Origin of the sequence: Rhizobium sp. NZLR1b (genome assembly GCF_019685155.1) — a bacterium.
GTDB lineage: Bacteria > Pseudomonadota > Alphaproteobacteria > Rhizobiales > Rhizobiaceae > Rhizobium.
Map to the genome: position 1 here is coordinate 33,802 of NZ_JABDWC010000028.1, position 25,532 is coordinate 59,333.

General features: G+C 62.0%; 25 protein-coding genes. 11 read left to right on the forward strand and 14 right to left on the reverse strand.

Annotated features, from left to right (window positions below; genetic code table 11):
• Window positions 1-12: 12 nt before the first annotated feature.
• From HJB84_RS28520 to HJB84_RS28530, 3 genes are read right to left on the reverse strand one after another with little or no spacing between them, the layout of a single operon-like run.
• Complete coding sequence (locus HJB84_RS28520) at window positions 13-894, reverse strand: patatin-like phospholipase family protein (protein ID WP_207583102.1); 882 nt, start codon at window positions 892-894, stop codon at window positions 13-15.
• 12 nt (window positions 895-906) lie between these two features.
• Complete coding sequence (gene rsmD, locus HJB84_RS28525) at window positions 907-1,467, reverse strand: 16S rRNA (guanine(966)-N(2))-methyltransferase RsmD (protein WP_039618105.1); 561 nt, start codon at window positions 1,465-1,467, stop codon at window positions 907-909.
• Window positions 1,448-3,658, reverse strand: a complete 2,211-nt coding sequence (locus HJB84_RS28530) for a pseudouridine synthase (protein ID WP_207583101.1) — start codon at window positions 3,656-3,658, stop codon at window positions 1,448-1,450. The genes rsmD and HJB84_RS28530 overlap by 20 nt, the downstream gene beginning before the upstream one ends.
• A 90-nt stretch (window positions 3,659-3,748) precedes the next feature.
• On the opposite strand from HJB84_RS28530, the gene HJB84_RS28535 reads away from it, so the two are divergent.
• Window positions 3,749-4,186: a nucleoside deaminase gene (locus HJB84_RS28535; RefSeq protein ID WP_207584258.1), complete on the forward strand. Its 438-nt coding sequence runs from the start codon at window positions 3,749-3,751 to the stop codon at window positions 4,184-4,186.
• A 41-nt stretch (window positions 4,187-4,227) separates the two neighbouring features.
• Here the strand turns inward: HJB84_RS28535 and HJB84_RS28540 are convergent, their stop codons facing one another.
• From HJB84_RS28540 to HJB84_RS28555, 4 genes are all read right to left on the reverse strand, one after another.
• A complete protein-coding gene (locus HJB84_RS28540) occupies window positions 4,228-4,857 on the reverse strand; it encodes a hypothetical protein (protein WP_207583100.1) in 630 nt (209 codons plus the stop codon).
• Window positions 4,858-4,988: 131 nt separating this feature from the next.
• Window positions 4,989-7,880 (reverse strand): isoleucine--tRNA ligase, encoded by a 2,892-nt coding sequence (ileS, locus tag HJB84_RS28545; RefSeq protein WP_221117565.1) that lies wholly within the window; start codon window positions 7,878-7,880, stop codon window positions 4,989-4,991.
• 287 nt (window positions 7,881-8,167) lie between these two features.
• Window positions 8,168-9,151: a bifunctional riboflavin kinase/FAD synthetase gene (locus HJB84_RS28550; protein WP_207583098.1), complete on the reverse strand. Its 984-nt coding sequence runs from the start codon at window positions 9,149-9,151 to the stop codon at window positions 8,168-8,170.
• A 14-nt stretch (window positions 9,152-9,165) separates the two neighbouring features.
• A complete protein-coding gene (locus HJB84_RS28555; protein ID WP_207583097.1) occupies window positions 9,166-10,014 on the reverse strand; it encodes a TIGR01459 family HAD-type hydrolase in 849 nt (282 codons plus the stop codon).
• 284 nt (window positions 10,015-10,298) lie between these two features.
• Between HJB84_RS28555 and groES the strand changes: the two genes are divergently transcribed.
• From groES to HJB84_RS28570, 3 genes are all read left to right on the forward strand, one after another.
• Complete coding sequence (gene groES / locus HJB84_RS28560; RefSeq protein ID WP_003545797.1) at window positions 10,299-10,595, forward strand: co-chaperone GroES; 297 nt, start codon at window positions 10,299-10,301, stop codon at window positions 10,593-10,595.
• 69 nt (window positions 10,596-10,664) lie between these two features.
• A complete protein-coding gene (gene groL / locus HJB84_RS28565) occupies window positions 10,665-12,308 on the forward strand; it encodes a chaperonin GroEL (protein ID WP_207583096.1) in 1,644 nt (547 codons plus the stop codon).
• A gap of 675 nt (window positions 12,309-12,983) precedes the next feature.
• Window positions 12,984-13,430 (forward strand): hypothetical protein, encoded by a 447-nt coding sequence (locus HJB84_RS28570; protein WP_207583095.1) that lies wholly within the window; start codon window positions 12,984-12,986, stop codon window positions 13,428-13,430.
• 66 nt (window positions 13,431-13,496) lie between these two features.
• On the opposite strand, the gene HJB84_RS28575 is transcribed toward HJB84_RS28570, so the two are convergent.
• A complete protein-coding gene (locus tag HJB84_RS28575) occupies window positions 13,497-14,207 on the reverse strand; it encodes a glutathione binding-like protein (RefSeq protein ID WP_221117566.1) in 711 nt (236 codons plus the stop codon).
• Window positions 14,208-14,419: 212 nt separating this feature from the next.
• Here HJB84_RS28575 and HJB84_RS28580 point away from each other — a divergent pair, with 212 nt between their 5' ends.
• Window positions 14,420-14,857, forward strand: a complete 438-nt coding sequence (locus HJB84_RS28580; protein ID WP_209887339.1) for a DoxX family protein — start codon at window positions 14,420-14,422, stop codon at window positions 14,855-14,857.
• 74 nt (window positions 14,858-14,931) lie between these two features.
• Here the strand turns inward: HJB84_RS28580 and hisG are convergent, their stop codons facing one another.
• The 3 genes from hisG to hisS are packed head-to-tail and all read right to left on the reverse strand — an operon-like array spanning window position 14,932 to window position 18,311.
• Window positions 14,932-15,627, reverse strand: a complete 696-nt coding sequence (gene hisG, locus HJB84_RS28585; protein WP_221117567.1) for an ATP phosphoribosyltransferase — start codon at window positions 15,625-15,627, stop codon at window positions 14,932-14,934.
• The gene (locus HJB84_RS28590; protein WP_221117568.1) at window positions 15,624-16,745 is read right to left on the reverse strand and encodes an ATP phosphoribosyltransferase regulatory subunit; all 1,122 of its coding nucleotides are present in this window, start codon (window positions 16,743-16,745) and stop codon (window positions 15,624-15,626) included. Before HJB84_RS28590 ends, hisG begins: the two co-directional genes overlap by 4 nt.
• A 42-nt stretch (window positions 16,746-16,787) precedes the next feature.
• On the reverse strand, window positions 16,788-18,311 hold the full coding sequence (gene hisS / locus HJB84_RS28595; RefSeq protein ID WP_221117569.1) for a histidine--tRNA ligase: 1,524 nt from the start codon (window positions 18,309-18,311) through the stop codon (window positions 16,788-16,790).
• A 129-nt stretch (window positions 18,312-18,440) separates the two neighbouring features.
• Between hisS and HJB84_RS28600 the strand changes: the two genes are divergently transcribed.
• The 3 genes from HJB84_RS28600 (at window position 18,441) to HJB84_RS28610 (ending at window position 20,100) form a co-directional block, all read left to right on the forward strand.
• On the forward strand, window positions 18,441-19,202 hold the full coding sequence (locus HJB84_RS28600; RefSeq protein ID WP_221117570.1) for a hypothetical protein: 762 nt from the start codon (window positions 18,441-18,443) through the stop codon (window positions 19,200-19,202).
• Window positions 19,203-19,285: 83 nt separating this feature from the next.
• A complete protein-coding gene (locus tag HJB84_RS28605) occupies window positions 19,286-19,669 on the forward strand; it encodes a hypothetical protein (RefSeq protein WP_207583088.1) in 384 nt (127 codons plus the stop codon).
• A 71-nt stretch (window positions 19,670-19,740) separates the two neighbouring features.
• The gene (locus HJB84_RS28610; protein WP_221117571.1) at window positions 19,741-20,100 is read left to right on the forward strand and encodes a DUF305 domain-containing protein; all 360 of its coding nucleotides are present in this window, start codon (window positions 19,741-19,743) and stop codon (window positions 20,098-20,100) included.
• Window positions 20,101-20,172: 72 nt separating this feature from the next.
• Here the strand turns inward: HJB84_RS28610 and HJB84_RS28615 are convergent, their stop codons facing one another.
• Window positions 20,173-21,222, reverse strand: a complete 1,050-nt coding sequence (locus tag HJB84_RS28615) for an aldo/keto reductase (protein ID WP_221117572.1) — start codon at window positions 21,220-21,222, stop codon at window positions 20,173-20,175.
• A gap of 364 nt (window positions 21,223-21,586) precedes the next feature.
• Between HJB84_RS28615 and HJB84_RS28620 the strand changes: the two genes are divergently transcribed.
• The gene (locus tag HJB84_RS28620) at window positions 21,587-22,291 is read left to right on the forward strand and encodes an HAD family hydrolase (protein WP_207583085.1); all 705 of its coding nucleotides are present in this window, start codon (window positions 21,587-21,589) and stop codon (window positions 22,289-22,291) included.
• Between the two features lie 20 nt (window positions 22,292-22,311).
• Here the strand turns inward: HJB84_RS28620 and HJB84_RS28625 are convergent, their stop codons facing one another.
• Both HJB84_RS28625 and HJB84_RS28630 read right to left on the reverse strand, forming a co-directional pair.
• Entirely contained in the window at window positions 22,312-22,821 is a 510-nt protein-coding gene (locus tag HJB84_RS28625) for a hypothetical protein (protein ID WP_221117573.1), read from the reverse strand.
• Window positions 22,818-23,447, reverse strand: coding sequence for a DNA-3-methyladenine glycosylase I (locus HJB84_RS28630; protein WP_221117574.1), 630 nt, complete (start codon window positions 23,445-23,447; stop codon window positions 22,818-22,820). Before HJB84_RS28630 ends, HJB84_RS28625 begins: the two co-directional genes overlap by 4 nt.
• Window positions 23,448-23,688: 241 nt before the next feature.
• Between HJB84_RS28630 and HJB84_RS28635 the strand changes: the two genes are divergently transcribed.
• Both HJB84_RS28635 and HJB84_RS28640 read left to right on the forward strand, forming a co-directional pair.
• Window positions 23,689-24,438 (forward strand): L,D-transpeptidase, encoded by a 750-nt coding sequence (locus HJB84_RS28635; RefSeq protein ID WP_221117575.1) that lies wholly within the window; start codon window positions 23,689-23,691, stop codon window positions 24,436-24,438.
• A gap of 351 nt (window positions 24,439-24,789) precedes the next feature.
• A complete protein-coding gene (locus tag HJB84_RS28640; protein ID WP_207583081.1) occupies window positions 24,790-25,482 on the forward strand; it encodes a L,D-transpeptidase in 693 nt (230 codons plus the stop codon).
• The last annotated feature ends 50 nt before the right edge of the window (window positions 25,483-25,532 follow it).

Genomic DNA, 25,532 nt, shown 5'->3' on the forward strand with positions numbered 1-25,532 from the left:
ATCAAGAGAACATCAGCGCTTCAGCCGCGCTTCGATCTCGCGGTCGAGGGCGAATTTCAGGTCGTCCTTGACACCGACGGACATGGCCAGCACATCGCGGGCCTTGAGGAAATCCATGACGCCGGTGCGGCCGACTGCCGGGCGCAGGAAGATATGCGGCGGGCGGAGCTTCAGCTTCAGCGTGATCGCCGTCTGCATCATCAGCTGGCCGGAACCGAAGATGCTCTCCATGCGGTTCGGGATATGGGTGCCGTCGCCTTCCGGCGCGCCGACGACATCGATGCCGACGACGATGTCGGCAAGATCCATCAGGCATTCGTAAGGCACCGGATTGCTGATGCCGCCGTCGATCATCACGCGGTCGCGCAGGCGCACCGGCATGAAGACGGCGGGGATGGCGGATGAGGCAGCGAGTGCCGGAAACAGCTCGCCTTCTTCGATGATGACTTCACACTGCCCGTAATAATCTGTGGTGATGACTTTCATTGGCACCAGCAGATCTTCAAAGCGGGCCGGCAGCTCGGACGGCAGGAAGGCCTTGAGGATCCGCTCCAGATTGAATTGGCCGATGCGGATGCCCTTGGCCACGGCATCCCGCACCGTCGCCGGCCTCAGGCCCCAGATGCGGCTGACGACGGCCGTCCTGTTGCCGACGGTCGCCAGCGCATGTTCGCGGATTTCGGCGCCGGACATGCCGGCGGCCATGCCGGCCCCCATGATCGCACCCATCGACGAGCCTGACACCGCCACTGGCCGGATCCCGAGTTCGTCGAGCGTCTCGATCACATGGATATGGGCAAGCCCGCGCGCGCCGCCGCCGCCGAAAGCGACGGCGACCGTTGGGAGATCACTGATCGCCGGCAGTTTCGGGCTGATGATCTCTGCCTGCTGCACGCCCGCCCCCGCTTATTGCGGCTGATACCGGAAGAAATGCACCCTCGTATCGCCAAAGATGCGGTTTTCGAGGAAAACATAGGAAGGATGCACGGAAACGACAATATCGGCGCGTTCTTCCAGCACCGCGATCGCGCCAGGCCGCAGCCAGCCGCCCTGAGCGGCGGCCGCCATTGCCTTCTCGCCGAGACCCTTGCCATAGGGCGGGTCGGCAAACAGCACGTCGAAGGCTTCGAGATTGCCGACGCTGCCGAGATCGGTGGCATCGCGGCGCAGGATGCGCGTGCGGCCGTGCAGGCCGAGCGCATCGATGTTTTCCCAGAGCAGCGCCCTGCCCTCGACGCTGTTTTCGACGAAGAGCGCATGACGACAGCCGCGTGAAACGGCTTCGAGGCCAACGGCGCCGGTTCCGGCAAAAAGGTCGAGTATCCGGGTGCCGTCGACACATTCCGGATAGGCATGGCTCAATATATTGAACAGGCTCTCGCGCGTCCGGTCGGCAGTCGGCCGGATATCGTTGGATTTTGGCACGGCGAGAGGCCGTCCGCGAAATTCACCGCCGACGATCCGCACCGCGTGTCATTCCCTTTCCTTTTGCACCACCTCTGGACGGCCCGCCCGCAGGCCTGTCGCCGCCCGGCCTGTCACTGCCTGGCCTGTCACTGCCTGGCTTGGCGCCCTTCGGCTTACCGGAAAAATTCTTGGCCCCACCCGGCTTGGCACCAAAGCCCTTGCCGCGCGGCTTGTCACCCGAAGGCTTGTCGCCCGAAGGCCTGCCGCCCGTAGATTTGTCGCCGAAGGTTCGTTCTCCACGTGGACGCTCAGAGCGGCCTTCGCCGGCGAAGGCCCTGGCTGCGCGCGGACGTTCATCACCGTCCTCGCGCGGTCTGCGATCACCATGCGGCTTGTCGCCGAAGGGGCGATCTCCGCGGGAAGGACGATCACCGAAAGGCCGGTCGCCGCGCGGACGCTCCGAACGGGCCTCACCGGTGGAGGCTCTGGCGGCACGAGGACGCTCGTCACCATCCGCACGCGGCTTGCGATCTCCACGCGGCTTGTCGCCGAAGGGGCGATCTCCGCGGGAAGGACGATCACCGAAAGGCCGGTCGCCGCGCGGACGCTCCGAACGGGCCTCACCGGTGGAGGCTCTGGCGGCACGAGGACGCTCGTCGCCATCCGCACGCGGTTTGCGATCACCACGCGGCTTGTCGCCGAAGGGCCGATCGCCGCGCGAGGGACGATCGCCGAAAGGCCGGTCGCCGCGCGGACGCTCCGCACGGCCTTCGCCTGCAGAGCTTCTGGTACGCGGACGTTCGTCACCCCCTTCACGGGGGGGGCGTTCGCCGCGCGCCGGGCGGTCGCCAAAACCGCGGTCTTCGCGGGCAGGCCGATCCCCGAACGAGCGCTTGCGGCCGGAGCCTTCGCCCTCATCCTTGCGGTGGGGCTGCTCGCTCGAACGGATCCATTCGCCGTCCTCCTCGCGCACGCGATTGATCTGCGTGCGCGGGCGATCCTCGATATGGTGGGAACCGGCACCCTTTGCCGGCGCCTGCTCGCCGCGCCGGCGCGCGGTCTGCTCATTCTTGGCGGCTTTCGCTGCAGCCTTTTCGCCAAGTGGCCGGGCGCCGGGCGCCATCCAGACATTGGCGCTGCGACGCTGGCCGAGCGGCTGAGGACGCTTGGGCTTGTCATCATCCCTGCGGCCGCTATCGCGGCGATCGTCATCTCTACGCCCGCCACCGTGGCGATCGTCGCGCTTGGTGTCGAGGCGGCTCAGCGCCCGTTCGCGCTTGTCTTCGTCGCGGCGCGGACGCTGCTCGCGCCTTTCCGGTACTGGGGCTTCAGCCTCTTCCTCGGCCGCGACGGCCGGCGCGTTGTAGAGCGGCGCGTCGAAATTCGCCTTGGCTTCCTCGATCAGGCGCGGGCCGAGCTGGTCGCGAAGCGTGCGGCCGCGCACTTCGATGACATGGCCTTCCGGCAAGTCGCCGAGCTGGAACGGGCCATAGGAAATGCGGATCAGGCGGTTGACGTCGAGGCCGAGCGCACCCATCACGTTCTTGATTTCGCGGTTCTTGCCTTCGCGAAGACCCATGGTGATCCAGACGTTCGACGCTTGCGTGCGGTCGAGCGTCGCCTCGATCGAGCCATAGAGCACGCCGTCAACGGCGATGCCGTCCTTCAGCTTGTCGAGCGCGTCCTGATCGATCTCGCCATGAGCGCGGACACGGTAGCGGCGCAGCCAACCGGTCGCCGGCAGCTCGAGCGCGCGGGCGAGACCGCCGTCATTGGTCAGCAGCAGCAGGCCTTCGGTGTTGATATCGAGGCGGCCGATCGACATGACGCGCGGCAGTTCTTCCGGCAGATTGTCGAAGACGGTCGACCGGCCTTCCGGATCGGCATTGGTCGTCACCAGACCGGCCGGCTTGTGATAGAGCCATAGCCTGGTGCGCTCGATGCCGCGGATCGGCACGCCGTCGACCTCGATGCGATCGGCGAGCGTGACGTTGACGACGGGGGTGTCGAGAACCCTGCCGTTCAGCGTTACACGGCCTTCCATGATCATCCGTTCGATGTCGCGGCGGGACGCGACGCCGGCGCGTGCCATCACCTTGGAAATGCGTTCGGCCTTGGCCTCGCTATCGGCCTCGGCGGCGATCGCAGCCTTTGCCGGCTTCGCGCCGCCAGGCTTCGCGCCGGCCTTCGGCCCGTCGTCCCGTGAAAAGGGCTTCGCGCCCGGGCGTTTTGGCTTGTCTTTGGGTGTCATTTGTTGTTTGCCTGCCTTTTGGGCCTGTCTATCAGGTCACGCATCTGCGGTTAAGTGGAAATTCTTGCGATCGTGAAGACAAATCGTTTCATGGAGATGGCGCTTGAAGAAGCGCGTGCCGCCGGAGAACGCGGCGAGGTGCCGATCGGCGCCGTCATCGTTATCGACGATATCGCCATTTCCCAGGCGGGAAACCGCACGCGCGAGCTTAAAGACGTGACCGCGCATGCCGAAATCGCTGCGATCCGGCTTGCCTGCGAAACGCTCGGACAGGAGCGTCTCGTCGGCGCCGATCTCTATGTGACGCTCGAGCCTTGCACCATGTGCGCGGCAGCCATCTCGTTTGCGCGTATCCGCAGGCTCTATTACGGCGCCGAAGACCCGAAGGGCGGCGGCGTCGACAATGGCGTGCGATTTTATGCGCAGCCCACCTGTCACCACGCTCCGGAGGTTTATTCCGGCTTCAACGAGGTGCAATCGGCCGACATCCTAAGACGATTCTTTTCGCAAAAGAGAGAGGCGCCGTAATCTTTACAGCGCCGCGCGTCTTTTCAAACGCTCAAAGGCCGCTATTGCAGGAGGTTCCACCACTGCTTGCCGGTGTTGGCGACCGCCGCATCCTTCTTGCGCTTTTTCTGCTTCTTGAGCTCGGGCTCGCCGACATCGTCGAGCTTTGCCGGATCGTCGACGGTGCGGTAGCCCGGCGGCGGATCGGAAATATAGCGGCGCTGATCGATATAGGAGCCCTTCTGCAGGGCGCGGGCTTCACGATAGGCCTTGGTCTGCGCTTCCGTCGTGCGCCGTCCGCCTTCGATTGCCGAGCTGGCGAGCGGCGAGCGGTAGTTCGGATTGTCGGAGTTCGCGTCTGCTTCCCCGACGAGGCGGGCGCGCGTTTCCTCCGGCGATTCAATCCATTGCGGATTGTCCTTGTTGGCGACCGTCTGCTGCGGCGCAACGAGGGTTTCCTTCTGCGCCTGGGCCGGCAGTACCAGCGTCGGGCGCGGCGTGTACTTGACGCCCTTGTTCTTCGGGTCGGGCCCGGTCAGCGACACGGACTGTCCGAGATCGTCGGTCAATTGCTCCATGGCAGTCTTGTCGGTGCCGTAGGTCGGGCTGCTGGCGCAGCTGGAGACCAGGGAGCATCCCGCCATGACGACAGACAGGCAGGCGCCCATACGGAACCAATGCGTTGCGAACATGAAAACCCTTCCAGCCACCGGTGCAATCGTTGCCCAACCGGACAACCGTCCCCCTGACGCAAAAATCCGGCCATTTTCAGGCAGCTTTTACCGGATGAACCGCGAAAACGCAATTCACCCGGCAATATTCTTCACGCGAGCAGCGCAAGCTCGCGAAGGGCTGCAGCATCACGGGCCGAGACGTCGGGATATTCGGGATCGGAACCGACGTCCCTGGTGATCCGCCAGGAGCGGGCGCATTTCTCACCCTCTGCAAGCTTCGGCACGACGCTAACCTCAGGCACTTCGGCCAGGCGGAAAGCTTCAGCCGGGCCTTCGCCGGCCCTGACCTCGATTGCCGAGGTGATGCAGACTTCGGTGAAGTCCTGGCCTTCCAGCGCCTTCAGCAATTCCGGATCGGCGATGTGGACGACCGGCGCCGCTTCCAGCGAGGAGCCGATGCGCTTGTCCTTGCGCTCGATTTCCAGCGCGCCTGTGACAACCGAGCGGACCGTGCGGATCTTCTTCCACTTCTCGGCCAGGGCATCGTTACGCCATTCCTTTGCAACCGGGGCAAATTGCTCCAGATGCACGGAAACGGCGGACGGATTGCGCGACAGCCAGGCCTCTTCGGTGGTGAAGGGCAGCATCGGGGCAAGCCAGGTCACCATGCAATCGAAAATCTGACGGATGACGTGCAGGCTGGCGCGCCGGCGCAGGCTCGATGGCGCGTCGCAGTAGAGCGCATCCTTGCGGACATCGAAATAGAAGGCCGACAGCTCGACATTGGCGAAATCGATCAGTGCGCGGGCGATCTTCTTGAAATCGAAGGCATCGTAGTTTTCGCGCACCAGCTCGTCGAGTTCGGCAAGCCGGTGCAACATTAACTGCTCCAGCTCCGGCAGATCGGCAAACTCGATCTCCTCGCCCGTGTCGTGGGCGAGCGTGCCGAGCATCCAGCGGATGGTGTTGCGCAGCTTGCGATAGGCATCGACATTGGTCTGGATGATCGTCTTGCCGACGCGCAGGTCGTCGGCATAGTCCGAGGTCATGACCCAGAGGCGCAGGATGTCGGCGCCGGCGTCCTTCATCACTTCCTGCGGCGCGGTGACATTGCCCTTCGACTTCGACATCTTTTCGCCCTTCTCGTCCATGGTGAAGCCATGGGTAAGGACGGCGTTATAAGGGGCGCGGCCACGGGTGGCCGCCGATTCCAGCAGTGACGAATGGAACCAGCCGCGATGCTGGTCGGAACCCTCGAGATAAAGGTCGGCCGGCCACTTCAGGTCCGGGCGGTCTTCGAGCGTGAAGGTGTGCGTCGAGCCAGAATCGAACCAGACATCGAGGATATCCATGACCTGCGTCCAGCGGGCATGGTCATGATCGTTGCCGAGGAAGCGCTCCTTGGCGCCTTCGGCAAACCAGGCGTCGGCGCCCTCCTGTTCGAAGGCGTCGAGGATGCGGGCGCTGACGGCTTCGTCGACGAGGACCTCGCCCTGCTCGTCGGCAAAGACGGCGATCGGTACGCCCCATGCTCTTTGACGAGAAAGAACCCAGTCCGGGCGGCCTTCGATCATGGCGCGCAGGCGGTTCTGGCCGGCGGCGGGCACGAAGCGGGTGTCGTCGATCGCACCGAGAGCGCGCGAACGCAGCGTCGTGCCGTCGGCAAGGGTCTTGTCCATATGGACGAACCATTGCGGCGTGTTGCGGAAGATCACCGGCTTCTTCGAGCGCCAGGAATGCGGATACTGATGCTTCAGCCGGCCGCGGGCAAAGAGCGCGCCGCGGGCGATCAGTTCCTTGATGACGCGGTCGTTGGCATCGCCCTTCTTGCCGTTATCGTCGATGACGCGTGCGCCCTCGAGGCCGGGGGCATCCGATGTGTAGAAGCCGCCGTCGTCGACCGGGAACGGGATTTTGGAGTCGATGCCACGAGCCTCCAGCGTGCGGACGGCCGACATCCAGGCATCGAAGTCTTCGCGGCCGTGGCTGGGTGCCGTGTGCACGAAACCGGTGCCGGCATCATCGGTGACGTGATCGCCATCAAGCAATGGCACGGCGAATTCATAGCCTCCGTCCAGACCCTTGAAGGGATGGGCACAGGCCATCGCTGCGAAGTCGGCCGCAGAGACATCGCTCAGGCGCTTGTACTGCAGCTTGGACTTGGCGAAGGATTCCTCAGCCAGCTTGTCGGCAAAGATCAGCTTTTCGCCGGGACGCGGACCAAAATCGTTCTCGGCAGCCGTTACCTCGTAGAGACCGTAGGAGACACGTGCGGAAAAAGAGATCGCGCGGTTGCCGGGGATCGTCCAGGGCGTGGTCGTCCAGATGACCACGAACGCATCCTTGAGCGCAGCCGGACCTTCGACAACGGGGAATTTCACCCAGATCGTGTCGCTCTCGTAATCCTGGTATTCGACTTCGGCCTCGGCCAGCGCCGTGCGCTCGACGACCGACCACATGATCGGCTTGGAGCCGCGATAAAGCTGGCCGCTTGCGGCGATCTTCAGGAGTTCGCCGGCGATGCGCGCTTCCGCGTGGAAGTTCATCGTCGTATAGGGATTATCGAAGTCGCCTTCGATGCCGAGACGCTTGAACTCTTCGGCCTGGGTCTTGATCCAGCCGGTGGCAAACTCACGGCATTCGCGGCGGAATTCGTTGACCGGGACCTCGTCCTTGTTCTTTCCCTTCTCGCGGTACTTCTCTTCGATCTTCCATTCGATCGGCAGGCCGTGGCAATCCCAGCCGGGCACGTAATTGGCGTCGTAACCGCGCATCTGGAACGAGCGGTTGATGACATCCTTGAGGATCTTGTTCAGCGCGTGGCCGATATGGATGTTGCCATTGGCATAGGGCGGGCCGTCGTGAAGCACGAACTTTTCGCGGCCGGCGGCCGAAGCGCGCAATTTCTTGTAGAGACCCATCTCCTGCCAGCGTTTGACCAGCTCCGGCTCCTTCTGCGGCAGGCCGGCGCGCATGGGGAAATCGGTTTCGGGCAAATAGAGGGTCTTCGAATAGTCGATCTTTTCGGCTGTGTCGGTCATATCGGACAATCGTTTCTGGCGGCCCAGGAAGGGGCGCAACGGGCGTGAAAAAGCTGGTGACGGAAGCGCTTGTATCCAAGCGCCAAAAACCCGGACCTTCCGGCCGCTTAGCGCGCGCGGAAGGCCGGGCCGATAATTCGCATCGTCATCGCCAGCCGAAATTTCGTCATAGCGGCGGTTCATAGGCGTTTTTGCCTGGAAAAGGAAGAGCAGAATTCGCGGTTGCGCCATCGGCATCGGTGGCAGGAATCGCTGGTCTCCCCGCTGCCGCCACGCTCACGGCGACGTCAGGAAAAACAAAGCTTCCGGTCGAGTTCGCCCAGCGGTTTCACACCGGAAAGCAGCGCCCTCGCCTCCTCCTCGTCGCGCTTGATCTGGGCGACCAGCGGATCGAGGCCGTCGAATTTCAGCTCGGGTCTGATATAGCCGAAGAAGGAGACGGCGCAGCGCTGGCCGTAGAGATCGCCACTGAAATCGAAAAGGTAGGTTTCGAGCAACGGTGCACCGTTTTCCGTCACCGTCGGGCGGCGGCCGTAGCTTGCGACGGCGTCGTGCAGCGTGCCGTCCTGGCGGCGGAAGCGGACGGCGTAGATACCGGCGGCGAGTTCGACCTCCGGCGGCAGGCGCATGTTGGCGGTGGGAAACCCGAGCTGCCGGCCGAGCTTTTCGCCGTCGATCACCTCGGCCTCAACCGTATAATGATAGCCCAGCATACCGGCGACTTCGCTGACATTGCCGTCGCTTAAAAGCGCGCGGATATGGCTCGACGAGACGACGTCGGCGTTTTCGTCGCGGAAGGCGTCGATCAGGGTGACGCCGAAGCCATAGGTCTGGCCGGCATTCATCAGGAAGGCCGGACCGCCCTCGCGGCCGCGGCCGAAATGGAAATCGAAGCCGGTGACGACCTCTGAGGCGCCGAGCCAATCCTTGAGGATCGAATGGATGAAATCATCGGCCGAGCGCTGCGAAAACTCATAATCGAAGGGATATTCGATGACGGCGCCGAAACCGAGCGTTTCCAGGATGCGGGCCTTCAATGGTGCGGGCGTCAGGCGGAAGACCGGTGTCTCAGGCCGGAAGACCGTGCGCGGATGCGGCTCGAACGTCAGCACCAAAGCGGGGATACCGCGGGCCCTGGAGATTTCGAGCGCGCGGCTGAGCACCGATTGGTGGCCACGGTGCACGCCGTCGAAATTGCCGATGGCAATGACGCCGCCCTTTAGATGGGCAGGCAAGGGTTCCCGGGTTTCATTGCGGTGGAAGACGGTCATCGGCTGGCTTCTCTTTATGCAAGGCGTGGCATCCACCACTTCGGCGCGGCTTTTTCCCGATCGAGATAGGCGTTGAGGATCGCCTCGTCGGTCTCGCCGTTCAGGGTGTATTCCTTGGCGTGGATACCGCCGCTGATGTAGAGAAGGTCGAGGCCGTAATTCAAGGCGCCGCGCACATCGGTCGGCATGCCGTCGCCGATCGCCAGCACGCGGTCGACCGAGAAATCGCCGCGAAGCTCGCGGGCAGCGGCCAGCGTCGCCTCATAGATCGGCCGGTGCGGTTTTCCGGCGATGCGGGTGCTGCCGCCAAGCTGCTCATAATAGGCGGCCATGGCACCGGCGCAGGGGATGATGCGGTGACCACGCTCGACGACGAGGTCGGGATTGGCGCAGATCATCGGCACCTCGCGGGCTTTGAATTCCAGAAGCATGTCGGTGTAATCCTCCGGCTTCTCAGTCTCGTCGTCGAAAAAGCCGGTGCAGACGAGCGATTGCGCTTCGCCCGCCGGCTTGCGCTCGACGCCGATGCCTTCGAGAAGCGCCTTGTCGCGCTCGGGGCCGAGCAGAAAGACCGTCTTCGGCCCTTCGGCGATCAGCCGGCGCGTGACGTCGCCGGAGGTGACGATCCTATCATAGGCGCCGTCGGGAACGCCGATCTGGCGCAACTGCTCGACCACCTGCCAGGAAAGGCGCGGCGAATTGGTGATGAGGACGACGACGACGCCGTTGGCGCGCGCCGCCTCAAGGGCTGCGGCTGCCTTCGGAAACGGATCGACGCCATTGTGAACGACGCCCCAGACATCGCAGAGCACCACGTCGTAATGACCTGTTATCTCCGAGAAGTTTTCTATCCGCCTGGCCATTCCGATTTCCCGATTTGCTGCAGTCACCGGTGACATTGCAAAGGCGCAAGGCGATGGCAAGGCATTTTCTTCGCCGTCGACCCGCCGCGCCGGTTTCGGCGGCAATCTCCGCAATTCTTCCGCCTCTTCACAATTCCGGCACAAAAATTCGTGATTGCTCTCATTGACTCCTTTCGGAGCCATCCCTAAATGCTCGTCGCTAGCACTCACCGCAAGGGAGTGCTAACATCTATCCATGTGGGCCGCTCCGGCCCGCGAATGTCATTCGATCGAGGGATTAGACAATGGCAAGCACCAACTTCCGCCCCCTTCACGACCGCGTCGTTGTTCGCCGCGTTGAGTCCGAAGCCAAGACCAAGGGTGGCATCATCATTCCCGATACCGCCAAGGAAAAGCCGCAGGAAGGCGAAATCGTCGCCGTCGGTTCCGGCGCGCGCGATGAGTCCGGCAAGGTCGTCGCACTCGACGTCAAGGCTGGCGACCGCATTCTGTTCGGCAAGTGGTCCGGCACCGAAGTCAAGATCGACGGCGAAGACCTTCTGATCATGAAGGAAGCCGACATTATGGGCATCATCGGCTGATCAGCCGCTGGCCTTCCGACGTAGCCGACGGGTCCAGAACCCGGACACTCGAAATGAGGAGTTTCAATCATGGCATCTAAAGAAATCAAGTTTGGTCGCACCGCGCGCGAAAAAATGCTGCGTGGCGTCGACATTCTCGCCGATGCAGTCAAGGTAACGCTCGGCCCGAAGGGCCGTAACGTCATCATCGACAAGTCCTTCGGCGCTCCGCGCATCACCAAGGACGGCGTTTCCGTCGCCAAGGAAATCGAACTCGAAGACAAGTTCGAAAACATGGGCGCACAGATGGTCCGCGAAGTTGCTTCGAAGACCAACGACATCGCCGGTGACGGCACCACGACCGCAACTGTTCTTGCCCAGGCGATCGTTCGCGAAGGCAACAAGGCTGTTGCAGCCGGCATGAACCCGATGGACCTGAAGCGCGGCATCGACCTCGCTGTTGCTGACGTCGTGAAGGATCTCCAGGCCAAGGCCAAGAAGATCTCCACTTCGGAAGAAGTTGCACAGGTCGGCACGATTTCCGCAAACGGCGACAAGCAGGTCGGTCTCGACATTGCTGAAGCCATGCAGAAGGTCGGCAACGAAGGCGTCATCACGGTTGAAGAAGCCAAGACCGCCGAAACCGAACTCGAAGTCGTCGAAGGCATGCAGTTCGACCGCGGCTACCTCAGCCCCTACTTCGTGACCAACCCGGAAAAGATGATCGCCGACCTCGAAGACGTCTTCATTCTCCTTCACGAGAAGAAGCTCTCGAACCTGCAGTCGATGCTTCCGGTTCTCGAAGCTGTCGTTCAGACCGGCAAGCCGCTCCTGATCATCGCTGAAGACGTCGAAGGCGAAGCCCTCGCAACGCTCGTCGTCAACAAGCTGCGCGGCGGCCTCAAGATCGCTGCCGTCAAGGCTCCTGGCTTCGGCGACCGCCGCAAGGCCATGCTCGAAGACATCGCCATCCTGACCGGCGGCACCGTGATCTCCGAAGACCTCGGCATCAAGCTCGAATCCGTCACGCTCGACATGCTCGGCCGTGCGAAGAAGGTTTCGATCTCCAAGGAAAACACCACGATCGTCGACGGTTCGGGCGCCAAGTCCGACATCGAAGGCCGTGTTGCCCAGATCAAGGCTCAGATCGAAGAAACCACCTCCGACTACGACCGCGAGAAGCTGCAGGAACGTCTTGCCAAGCTCGCCGGCGGCGTCGCCGTCATCCGCGTCGGCGGCTCGACGGAAGTTGAAGTGAAGGAAAAGAAGGACCGCATCGACGACGCGCTCAACGCGACGCGCGCTGCCGTTCAGGAAGGTATCGTCCCCGGCGGCGGTATCGCTCTGCTGCGCTCTTCCACGAAGATCACCGTCAAGGGTGCAAACGACGACCAGGAAGCCGGCATCAACATCGTTCGCCGCGCCCTGCAGTCGCTCGTTCGTCAGATCGCTGAAAACGCAGGCGACGAAGCCTCGATCGTTGTCGGCAAGGTCCTCGACAAGAACGAAGACAACTACGGCTACAACGCCCAGACATCCGAATATGGCGACATGATCGCCATGGGTATCGTCGACCCGCTCAAGGTTGTCCGCACGGCGCTGCAGAACGCTGCTTCTGTCGCATCGCTGCTGATCACCACCGAAGCCATGATCGCCGAACTGCCGAAGAAAGACTCGGCTGGCGGCGGCATGCCGGGCGGCATGGGCGGCATGGGCGGAATGGACATGATGTGATAGGCCTACGGCCTTCACAGCATCGTTCATGAAACCGCCCATCATCTAAAATGGGTCAGCGCGTCAAGCGCGCTGAACGGGCGGAATGGACATGATGTGATAGGCGAAAGCCTGCACTGCCATCATTCCGGTCTCCGGAACAGGAAGGGCGGCCCTCGGGTCGCCCTTTTCTTTTGCGCGCATTTCCCGTCTCCGGCGATTCGGTCCGTTGTGCGCAATTTCATGGCGCGTCGCCCGCTCCCGCCCGGGAAGCTTTCGCGAGGCTTGCGTTGCCGCGCTTTTTCAAGCCTCTGGTCTTGGCGGGAGATTGCGGCGTTGCGGCGCCCTTTCTCACCTCATGTCGAGTGGAACCGCATCCAAAGCCCGCAAAATTGATGTTTCGGCGCCGCTTCCCCGCTGGATAGGCTGAGGATGCCGGCATCCCAGGAAAAATGCCGATCCGAACACCCCTTAAAAAGCCGTTGCCGTTTGTTCAAAAGCTCCTATAAATCCGCGCTGCAATTGAAGTGCGCCCACCAAGCGGGCGCGAGAGTCGATCCTTGACGTTCCGCAGGCCCGATGGCCGCGGCAACGATCGCAGGTAAAAGCACGGGCATCATGCCTGCTGCTGCGTGATCCTGTTTTTGTGTTTACCGAGCGTGCGGCGGAGGAGCTGCATGCGAACGGGGGAACGCCTTGTTTAAGATCGCCAAAGCCAATGCAGCCGTACCTTTGACACCCGGCTCGCTTGAGCACCACAATCAAAATGACGAGATCGTGGCGCAGTTTTCGATTTCCGAAGCCTGGACCGGAGATTTGTCGAGCGGCATGTTACGTCTCGGCGAATGGAGCGCGATGCTGCACGGCCTCTCCGCACAGGAATGCGGGCTCCTAAGCCTGATCCGCTGCTACGATACCAAGGACCGCGGCCACATCTTGGAACTGTTCGAGCAGGCGGCGACACGCTGCTCCTCCTTCTGTTTTTCGACGACGATCATCATGCCGAACGGCTTGCGCCAGCCGCTGTTCTGCATGGGCGAGTCGAACGGGCTCGAAGAGAAATACAGCGGCAGCATGGTCGGCGTCTTCATCTTTCCGCGCTTCAAGCTTGAAGGCGCAAGGCAGATTGCAAGCCACCGATAGAGGCCGGAGGTAGAACACCAAGGCCGTCCCGATGGGCGGCCTTTCTGCTTTGCGGCGGCCTGTTCGTCACTCCGGCTTGACCGGAATGTTGAGCCCCTTCTCGCTGGCCGGGCGGGCGATGCAGCGCTGCAGCCAGTCCATGACGGCGGGGAATTTCGCATAGTCGAGAACCTCGCGGCCGCCATAGAAGATATCGGCGCCGCGAACCCAGGTGAAGGTGGTGATGTCGGCAATCGTATACTGGTCGCCCATGATCCACTGCCGACCCTTCAGCCGGTCTTCGAGCACGCCGAGCAGCCGTTTGGACTCGTCGCGATAGCGCTCCACCGGATAGGAATTATTGGCGACCTTGTCGGCGGCGAACTTGTAGAAATGTCCGAACTGGCCGAACATCGGGCCGATGCCGGCCATTTGGAAAAACACCCATTGGATGCACTCGTAGCGGCCAGCGGCGTCTTCAGGAATGAGCTTGCCGGTTTTTTCGGCGAGATAAAGCAGGATGGCGCCGGATTCGAACAGGCCGATCGGCTTACCATCCGGCCCGTTCGGATCGATGATCGCCGGAATGCGGCCGTTCGGGTTGAGAGATTCGAATTCCGGCGACTTCTGCTCGTTGGCTGCGAAGGAAATATAATGCGCCTCGTAGGCAAGGCCGAGCTCCTCGAGCGCGACTGATACCTTCACCCCATTCGGCGTCTGCAGCGAATAAAGCTGGATGATGTCGGAATTTTTCGCCGGCCAGCGCGCCGTGATCGGAAATGCGGACAGATCTGCCATCGGATTCTCCTTGTTGGGCGCCGACCATAAGAGACCGGACGCGGCAAAGGCAAGCGGCCGCCTGTAGGGCATCGTTCTATATTATTGAACAAAGTGTCCCCGTTCGTTTATCTTTCCACAATGGGAGAAATGAGCGACATAGGAGGCATCAGAGGTCCACACGGTGCCGGGGCACCAAGATCTCCAGAACCAGTCAAACGGAGACAACGTCCATGTCGAACAACGTCATTACCCTGATTGCCCGTATCCTGCTTTCCTTCATGTTCATCTTCGCCGGCTTCGGCAAGCTGACCGATCCGGCTTCGACCGCCGGCATGATCGCCGGTGCAGGTCTGCCCGCTTCCACGGCGCTCACCTATCTCGCCGGCCTGTTCGAACTTGCAACCGGTCTCGCCGTGCTCGTCGGCTTTCAGGTCCGCATCGTCGGCTGGCTGCTCGCCGTGTTCTGTGTGTTCACCGGCGTCGTCTTCCACCTTTCGCCGGTCAACGTTCCTGATTTCCCGGCCGCTGCCAACGGCTGGATCAACGCCCTGAACTTCGTCAACTTCATGAAGAACGTCACGCTCGCCGGCGCCTATATCATGCTCGCCACCAACGGCGCAGGCGCTTACTCGCTCGACGCCCGCCGCGGCGCCTACGCGGCCGCCTGAACAAGCAGACATCCTCCCAGACATAGAGAACCCCGCCGTCACATCCGACGGCGGGTTTTTCTTATGCCTGGAGATCAGAGGGCGGCGCGCACCGCGTCGATGATTGCCTGCACGACCGGTTCGTCCGCATGGCTTTCCCTGCGGGCGCGCACGAGGCAGGCCTGCGAATGCAGGATGACGCCGTCCTGAAGCACCTTCAGGCGGTTGGCGCGCAGCGTCGAGCCGGTGGAGGTGATGTCGACGATGATATCGGCCGAGCCGGACGCCGGAGCCCCCTCGGTGGCGCCGAGACTTTCGACGATGCGATAAAGCTGGATGCCGTGCTGGCTCGAAAAGAACTGCTGGGTCAGCCGCCAGTATTTGGTGGCGATGGCAAGGCGCCGACCATGGCGGGCACGGAAATCGGCGGCGACATCGACGAGATCGGCCATGGTCTCGACATCCAGCCAGATCTCCGGCACGGCGACGACGACATCGGCATGGCCGAAGCCGAGCCGGGCGCAGAATTCGACCCGCTTGTCGACTTCGGCAAACCCTTCCCGCATCAGATCTTCACCGGTGACGCCGAAATCGACAGTGCCGTTGCCGAGCTCGCGGGAGATTTCGGAGGCCGAGAGAAAGGCGATTTCGACATCGTCCCAGCCTTCGACGCGGCCGCGATAGGAGCGGTCGTTGCCGACAGCTGCGATCGGCATGCCGGCCCGCTCGAAGATTGCCGAAGCATCGGCCTTCATCCGGCCCTTGGAGGGAAGCGCGATGGTGATGGTCATTCAGCTGCCCTTTCGGTTTCGATGCGGTCGAGCCAGAAGGAGAAGCCGACGGCCGGAATGCGGTCCGTTGCGCCGAGGAAGGTCAGCAGCCGGTCGAAGCGGCCACCACCGGCCAGAACCGCCGCCGAGCCTTCCGCCGTCACCTCGAAGACGAGGCCGGTGTAATAATCGAGCGGCCGTCCGAAGGCGGCGCGGTAGTCAACGCAAGAGAGGTCGACACCGGCATTGGCAAGGGCGGCAACGCGGCCGTTGAAGCGGGATAGTGCGTTGCCGAGTTTCAGGCCGGCCGCATCGGCGAAACCGGCCAGGGCCGCGGACGCATTGACGAGCGGCACGTGGAGCGACAGGAACTCCTCCAGCACATGGAAGGCCGCGTCGTCGAGACGCGTTTCGGAGAGGATGAGCTTTTCCTTGAGCCGCCGGGCAATTTCCAGCGGCGAGCGGCCGGCATTGGCCGAATAACCCGTGGTCTGCATTTCCTGCTCGATATGGGCGACCAGCGCCTGCTCATCGCCTGACGCGACAAGCTTGGCAATATCGTCGTCCAGCCCGGTGACGAATTGCGGGCTGACGAGGCCGGCAAGCAGGGCTTCCAGCTGCGTCATGTTGCCGAAGGCGTGGATCAGGCGCTTCTGCCAGCCGAGCGGCAGGCCGAGCGCCTGGACGACGGCTTCGAACACCGCCTGGTCGCCTAATGTCACCGACAGGCGCCGGCCCGGCAGCAGGCGGGCGAGAATGCCGGTGGCATCGCCGATGGCGCGGGCGTCGGCGCCGGACAGGTTGATATCGCCGAGATCTTCGATGCCGGCCTGATAGAATTCATTGGCGCCGTCGCGGCGCTGACGGAAAACCTCGCCGAGATAGGCGTAACGCTTCGGCGTGCCGGTTGCCGTCTCGATATGGCGCAGGCAGACGGGGATGGTGAATTCGGGACGCAGGCAGAGGCTCGCCCCGGTTTCGCTCTCCGTCATGAAGATGCGGCGGCGCAGGTCCTCGCCGGCGATATCGAGAAAGGGTTCGGCCGGCTGGATCACCGGCGTGTCGATGCGCTCGGTGTTGCGGGCGGTAAATTCGGCCAGCAGATCGTTGGCAAATTCGGGGAGGTTGATCAGGGGCATGCCGCGCTCCGAACGATAAGCGACGAGCGTGTCGGAACGGCCTCAGACATCGCCGCCCGCCCTCTTCCGATCCTCTGCCTGCGCCGCAAGAATCTCCCTCACCTTGGCGACGAGGTCGGCTTCCGGCACCGTCTCCTGTGCCACGCGGGCCTCGCGCCAGCTGGCATTGTCCTCGATCTCGCCGGAGAGCCGCTTTCCCTCGATCAGATCCTTGATCTGCACGACGCCGTCGGCGCGCTCGTCGCCGCCCTGGATAATGGCGACGGGGCAGCCGCGGCGATCGGCGTATTTCAGCTGGTTGCCGAACTTCTTCCAGTTGCCCTGGAACATCTCGGCGCGGATGCCGGCGGCGCGCAGCTCTTGGGTCATCTTCTGATAGCGGCCCATCGCCTCGACATCGCCGTCCATGACGGTTACCAGCACGGGCTCGATCACTTCGCTGGCGCCGAGCTTGCCGAGGTTCTTCAGCGCCGTCATCAGCCTGGAGACGCCGATCGAAAAGCCGGTTGCCGGAACCGGCTGACCCATGAAGCGGGAGACCAGGCCATCATAACGGCCGCCGCCGCCGACCGAACCGAAGACGACCTTTTCACCCTTTTCGTTGGTGACGTCGAAGCTGAGCTCGGCCTCGTAGACCGGGCCAGTATAATATTCGAGGCCGCGCACGACGGAGGGATCGATCTTGATGCGGTCGGACTGATAGCCGGCGCTCGTGACCAACGCCCCGATGAAATTCAGTTCCTCGACGCCTTCGACGCCCTTCGAGGTTTCGGCGACGAGCTCGGCCAGCCGCGAAGCATTTTCGGCATAGTCCTTGATGCCGACGAAGAACAGCACCTTGTCGATCTGCGCCTGGTCGAGGCCGGCGCCCTTGGTGAAGTCGCCGGATTCATCCTTGCGGCCGGGACCGAGCAGCAGGGCCACACCTTCCGGCCCGAACTTGTCGAGCTTATCGATGGCGCGTAGCACGTTGAGCCGCTGGCCGGCCTTGTCGTCGCCGCCGAGGCCGATCGCCTCCAGCACGCTGTCCAGAACCTTGCGGTTGTTGACGCGGATGACATAGTCGCCGCGCTTGATCCCGAGCGCCTCAAGCGTATCGGCCATCATCATGCACATTTCGGCATCGGCCTGGACGCCCGGCGCGCCGACCGTATCGGCATCGAACTGCATGAACTGGCGGAAGCGGCCGGGGCCGGGCTTCTCGTTGCGGAAGACGTAACCGGCGCGGTAGGTGCGGTAGGGAAGCTGGATTTCGTTGAAATTCTCGGCGACATGACGGGCGAGCGGCGCGGTCAGGTCGTAACGCAGCGACATCCACTGCTCGTCGTCGTCCTGCAGCGAGAAGACGCCCTCATTCGGCCGGTCGCTGTCGGGCAGGAATTTGCCCAGCGCATCGGTATATTCGAACAGCGGCGTTTCGAGCGGATCGAAACCATAATGCTCGTAGACTTCCCGGATCTTTGCCGTCATCTCATTGACGGCACGGATATCGGCGGCCGTGCGGTCGACGAAGCCGCGCGGCAGGCGGGCCTTGAGCTTTTGCGGTTTCTTCTGTTTATCGTTCATTTCCGGGAATTCCGCTGACTGTGACAGTGGCGGTTTCCTAGCGGATTGGGCCGGGAGCGGCAAGGGCGAAGGGTCTTGAAGCCGCAGGCAGAATCGATTGAAGCAGAGGCGTCCATCAGAAATGCGGATATGCTCATGATCGCCGAGGCGCTTCTCTATACCGCGACATTGCCGTTGACCGGCAAGTCCTACAGAAAGTTCATCCGCTATTCCGTCAATCTGTGGTCCCGGGCCGGACGTTGCTCCAAGGATTGGGCCGAACACGAAGAGAAGAGCCGGAATGCGATACGCGCGGCGGCAGCCGATCTCAGGCAGAAACGGACGGCGGTCGTGCTCGGTTCGGGCCTGCTGCGCGACGTGCCGATCAAAGAGTTGGCGAGAGACTTCGACACTGTCGTGCTGGTCGACCTCGTCCATCTCGCCTCGGTGCGCCTGTGGCTGACGGCCAAGGGCTACCGCAATGTCCGGCTGATCGAGCGCGATCTCTCCGGCTATGACGATCTCGCCGCCGGCAGGGAGCCCGAACCACTGGGCTTCCTGCGTTCGGTGCCTTATCTCGATTTCGTCGTTTCGGCCAACCTGCTGTCGCAGATCGGCCGCGGCGTGAAACGGCGCCACGAGACCGAGGCAGGCCGCATGCCTAAAGATACGGTGGAAGGGTTGATCGCCGCGCATCTGACCGGGCTTTCGGGGCTTGCCTGCCGCAGCTGTCTGGTGACCGACATCGCATATGCCGTCATCGACCGCAACGGCAGGGTGCAGGAAGAGGCCGACCTGCTGCACGGTGTCTCGCAGCCACCGGCAAAAGCGACTTGGACATGGCCGGTCGCGCCGCTCGGCGAGGAGAGCCGGGATTACCGGATCGAGCACCAGGTGATCGCCGCCTGGTGAGAGGCATGACAATGCCGTGATCCGTCAGCCTGTCATCGTCGGCCAGCTTGGCGTGCGGCCCGCATTCGCCTATATGAAACATCATGCGGACACTCGCCCTCATCACGATGTTACTCGGCTGGCTGGTCTACAGCGCCATGTCTGCATGGGCGGGCTGTCCGACATGCGCGTCGATGAATGCGCCGGTCACCGTCGAGGCCGGCAGCATGCACCATCAGATGGCCGGCATGGATGTGTCCAAAGGGAATATGCCCGAGGGGCCAAGGCAAATCGCTCCCCTGAAAGATCCCTGCGCTAGCGGCGACGTTGCGCATATGCCGCTTTGCGCCGCCTGTCTTCTGCTGCCGCCGACGGTGACGGTCATGGACGGCGGAAAATCCGTTTTCGGCTATCCTGCCCCGGCACTTGCCCGCGCCCTGGATGATAAAAGGCCCGCGCCGCAGGCGCCCCCTCCCCGACTGTCCTGACACCCCATCCATGCCAATCAGGTAGCGCTGCTGCCTGGAAGACCTATTGTCAGACAGAGGAAGGATCTCTCATGTCTCTGAAAATCATTACGCTTGCTACAATGCTTGCCTTCGTTGCCGCCCCCAGCCTTGCCGAAGACATGTCGATGGACATGAGCAAGCCGATGGGCAGTCACGATGCAGCAAGCCACGCATTCAGCGAGGCCAACGCCAAGATGCACAAGGATATGACGATCAAATATAGCGGCAATCCCGATGTGGATTTCGTCCGCGGCATGATCCCGCACCATCAAGGCGCGATCGACATGGCGAGGATCGAACTTCAATACGGCAAGGATGCCGATATCCGCAAACTCGCCGAAGGCGTCATCAAGGCGCAGGAAGCCGAGATCACCGAGATGAATGCCTGGCTTAAAGCCCACGGCAAATAACCGATCGTCTGCAAAAAAAGAACGCCGGATATCTCCGGCGTTCCCTCACCGAAATGCCCTTGGACTTGCAAATCAATCCTTCGGCTCGAAATCGGCCGGGCGGCGGCCGGCGCCCTGTCGCGCCAGCATCCAGCCCGGATATTCGGGAGCAAGGGCGCTGGCCTCGTCGAGCCTTTTCATATCGTCGCCGTCGAGCTTCAGCTTGACGGCGGCAAGGTTCTGGTCGAGTTGGTCGACACGCTTGGCGCCGATGATGACTGTCGTGACGAAAGGCTTGGCAAGGATATAGGCGAGCGCCACGGTGGCGACGCTGACGCGGTGCTTTTCGGCGACTTCGCGCATGACGGCAACGCAGGCCCAGGCCTTGTCCTGGTCGACGGGCGGAAAGTCGAAACTGGCGCGACGGCCCTCGCCGTTGCCGGGCGCGCCGGGACCGTACTTACCGGAGAGCAGACCGCCGGCGAGCGGCGACCAGACCATCAGGCCGAGCTTCTCCTCCTGCATCATCGGCACGATGTCGCGCTCGAGATCGCGGCCGGCGATCGAATAATAGGCCTGCACCGTTTCGAAACGGGCAAAGCCGCGGCGTTCGGAGAGGCCGAGCGCCTTGGAGATGCGCCAGGCCTGCCAGTTGGAGACGCCGATATAGCGCACGAGACCGCGGGAAACGAGATCGTCGAAGGCGCGCAGCGTCTCTTCGATCGGCGTCACCGTATCGGTGGCGTGGATCTGATAGAGGTCGATATGATCGGTCTGCAGGCGCTTGAGGCTCGCCTCGATCGAATCCATGATGTGGCCGCGCGAAGCGCCGCGGTCATTCGGCTTGTCGCCCATGACGCCGTAGACCTTGGTGGCGATGACGACGTCCTTGCGTGGGATGTCGAGGTTCTTCAGCGCCTGGCCGAGCAGCCTTTCGGACTCGCCGGATGAATAGACGTCGGCCGTGTCGATGAAATTGACGCCTGATGCAAGCGAGCGCTCGACAATCCGGTCGGCGGCATTCTGGTCGACATCGGCGATGGCGCCCCACATGCTGCCCTGTTTGGCTTCGCCGAAGGTCATCGTGCCCAGGCAGATTTCCGAGACGAAAAGTCCCGTATTTCCAAGTTGATTGTAACGCATGGTCGAAAAAATCCTTTGTGTCTGCCGCAAGAGGGGTTTGCGAACTTAAGAACTTCATTTTTTGATTATTGGCCTGCGCGTGACAGGCACAGCCGTGGCTGGCTGCAAGGTGAGGCAAAGTCGATCTAGTGCGGCGGCGGCGATTTTCAACGTTGCGCCTTCCAAGCGGAGATAAGTGCCCTTGTCTCCACACAGCCCTTGTCTCGACACAGGCGAGCGATAGATTGCCGGCCATATTTCAAGAACAGGATGATTTTAGGCCGAGCGGCCTAAAATCTGAATCCTGTTCTCAATGAAAGAGTTAGAGCATGATGTCATAAGAAGACCGCTCACACTTTTCGGCATCATGCTCAAAGGTACGCATATGACGACGCGACCACTGACCACGATCGGCTTCGATGCCGACGACACGCTCTGGCAGAACGAACAATATTATCGGCTGACGGAAGCGCATTTCACCGGGCTTCTTGCCGATTTCGCCGAAGGGCCGAAGATTTCCGAGCGGCTGCTGGAAGCCGAGAAACGCAACCTTCGCCACTACGGCTTCGGCATCAAGGGCTTCACGCTGTCGATGATCGAGACGGCGATCGAGATCACCGAGGGTAAGATTCCCTCGAGCGTGATCGCCAAAATCCTCGATACCGGCCGCGACCTCCTCAGCCATCCCGTCGAGACCATGCCGCATGTGCGCGACACGCTGGAGGCGCTTGCCGGCAAATACCTGCTGGTGATGATCACCAAGGGCGATCTGTTCGACCAGGAGCGCAAGCTCGCCCAATCCGGGCTCGGCGACTTCTTCGATGCCGTCGAGATCGTCTCCGACAAGACCGCCGTCACCTATCGGCGCATCTTCGCCAAGGTCGGCGACGGGCCGGAGCGGGCGATGATGGTCGGCAATTCGCTGAAATCCGACATCGTGCCGGCGATCGCCGCCGGCAGCTACGGCGTCTTCGTGCCGCACGAACTCACCTGGGTGCTGGAACATGTGGAAGAGCCGACGGAGGCGCCGCGTTTCCGCAAGATCGGCCATCTCGGCGAGTTGCGCGACTTGATCGACCGGCTGGCATAGGCGGACAAAAGCGCTCTGTTTTATTGCGGCTTGGCTGGCGCCTTCGGAAACAGCGACGGGCGTTCCGGCTCGGCTGGTGGCTGCGGCTGCTTCGGCGCAGTGGCCAAAGGCTCGATCAGAATACTGAAGGGGGCGCCAAGGCCGCGGCGCGGCGAGACCTTGGAATAATAGGGACGCAACAGCCAAGTGGTGTTTTCCTTGACCGTCGTCTCGAAGCTCAAGCCGTCCTCGTCGGTGCCGAAAAACGCCTCGTCATCCGGTTTCGACAGGTCGAAGATCGCCAGGTAGGCGAACTTGCTTTTGGTGGCAAAGTCGATCTTCAGGTGCTGGCCGGTGCGCACCGGCAGCGTATAGACATGGCCGTTGCCGAACTTCGTCCAGCCCTTCAGCTGCATGGTGACAGCCGGGAACTGCAGTTTCTCGAGCTTCTCGCCAGGATCGAGCTGCGGCGTCTGCGCCATGGCTGAGACCGATAGGAAAAACAGGGCAGCGGCGGTGATCAATATTCTCACGGATGCATCTTCTTTCATGGACGAACCAAAGCGGCGCGCATCGCCTCGACCTCGGGCCGGCAGAAGCAGCCCTCCAGATGATCGTTGACGAGACCCATCGCCTGCATGAAAGCATAAACTGTGGTCGGGCCGACAAAGGTCCAGCCGCGTTTCTTCAGATCCTTTGAAATCACCGTCGAGGTCGGCGTCGTCGGATTTGCGACGATATGGTCACGGTCGACCACTCCAGGTCGCTCGTTACGACCCGGTTCGTAGCGCCAGAAATAATGGGCGAGCGAGCCGAATTCGTCCCTGAGCGCAATGGCGCGCCTGGCATTGTTGATGGTCGAGACGATCTTGCCGCGATGGCGGATGATGCCGGCATCGGCCAGGCAGCGAGCGACGTCCTCGTCGCCGAAGAGAGCGACCTTCTCGAAATCGAAGCCGGAAAAGGCGGCGCGAAAATTCTCTCGCTTGCGCAGGATGGTCAGCCAGGAAAGACCGGACTGGAAGCCTTCGAGACAGATCTTCTCGAAGAGGCGAATGTCATCGGTGACAGGGCGGCCCCATTCCTCGTCATGATATCTGAGATAATCGGGCAGATTGGCGTGCCAGTGGCATCGGCTCCTGCCGTCCTCGCCGATGATGATGCCTGTCTCGCTCATGTCCGCTTCATTCCCGGGTCCGTCTGTTCGCCGGGTCCGCTTCGTTTTCCGGTCATGATTCCGGCTTTACCATTTGCAAACCGTCTTTCCAAACCGAACGGTAACCCTGACGAAAAGTTTATCCGATCGGTCGGCTTTTCATGAATCGATCTTTACCATTCGCTGGCGGATTGGGTGGCAGCGTCTTTGCAGGCGGATGTATCCCGCCAACGTTTTCGGTCATTTGTAGAGAGTCCGTCCGATGATGAAACCGCTTGTTCTTGCTTCAGCCCTGCTCGGCGTTCTTTCCACGGCCGCCCTTGCAGACGACCGCTATGCTACCCGCCCACCGGTCGTGCTAAGCCCCGACCTGACCGCGCCTTGGGTCTACCAGCTCGGCGGCGGTACGGTTCGTCCCGTCGTCTACCAGCGGCCGGTCATCCAGCCGCAGCAGCGTGGCCTTTTCCAGCGCCGCGTGCTCCGCCAGGCGCCGCCAGTGTCACCGCAGACCGTTTCGGCGATCAATCCCGGCATACCGGCGATCCGCCATCCGATCGAGCCGCAATACCTGCCGCAGATGGTCGACTACGACACCCAGGAAAAGCCCGGCACGATCGTCATCGATACCAACAACCGCTTCCTCTATCTGGTGATGCAGGGCGGCAAGGCGCGGCGTTACGGCGTCGGCGTCGGCAAGCCCGGCTTCGAATGGGCAGGCGCCCACAAGATCACCCGTAAGCAGGAATGGCCGGACTGGACGCCGCCGTCCGAGATGATCAGCCGCGAAGCCGCCAAGGGCCACTACCTGCCGGCGCGTATGGACGGCGGTGCGGAAAACCCGCTCGGCGCACGCGCCATGTATCTCGGCTCGACGCTTTACCGTATCCACGGCACCAACGCGCCCTGGTCGATCGGCAGCGCCGTCTCCTCCGGCTGCATTCGTCTGCGCAACGAAGACGTCGTCGACCTCTATGACCGCGTCAGCGTCGGAACCCGCGTCATCGTCATCTAACGGCACACGTAGTAGCTAGAGCAATTTCCAGCAAAAGTGTGCAGCGGTTTTGCTTCCGGAATTGCGTAAAAACAAAAGGATAGAGCATTTCCGCGTTTCGTAGAAAACGGGAATGCTCTAGAACAGGATGATTTTAGGCTCGATCGGCCTAAAATCTGAATCCTGTTCTAAATTAAATAGTTAGAGCATGCTGTCGTTCGAAAACCGCACACACTCTTCGGCATCATGTTCTAGATAGCCGCAAGAACAGGCGGCTCCCTTCTCCAAAAATGTTTTATCCGGCCACGCCGATCTTGAATCGGGCAGAAGTTCATGTAGCCTCGGGCGGATTTGCTTGAGGGGAATCGATTCATGATCAAATTAATGCCGGGTCTGGCTGCCGCCGGACTTGTCCTGTCCTTGATGTCTACATCAGCCTTTGCAGCGCCGGCCGGCTCCACGCCCGACAATACACGGCATCCGACGCAGATCGTGCGTGTCGCGCAGATGCCGAAATATGTGAAGCCGGAGTTCAAGCGTAAGAAAGTGCGGCTGGTGACGCCGGAAGCGGCCGGCACCGTGATCATCGATACCAACAACAAGTATCTCTACCTCGTCGAAGGCAACAACCGGGCCACCCGCTACGGCATCGGCGTCGGCCGTGACGGCTTCGGCTGGTCGGGTGTGGTCAAGATCGGCCGCAAGGCCGAATGGCCGGGCTGGACGCCGCCGGCCGAGATGCGCCGCCGCGAAGCCGCCAAGGGCCATATGATTCCTGCCTTCCAGGAAGGCGGCGAGGACAATCCGCTCGGCGCCCGCGCCATGTATCTCTACCAGGGCGGCCGCGACACCATTTTCCGCATCCATGGCACCAACCAGCCCTGGACCATCGGCCTCAACATGTCTTCCGGCTGCATCCGGATGATGAACGAGGATGTGACGCATCTCTATGATCGCGCGCCCGTCGGCACCAAGGTGATCGTCATCGGTCCCGGCAACAGGCAGGGCACGGTCGCGTTCGAGGACAGAGGCATCGACGTGCTGCGGACGATATTCGGCGGCTGAGCAACACTCACGAAAAAAACGAAAGGCGCTCTTTGACGCGCCTTTTATTT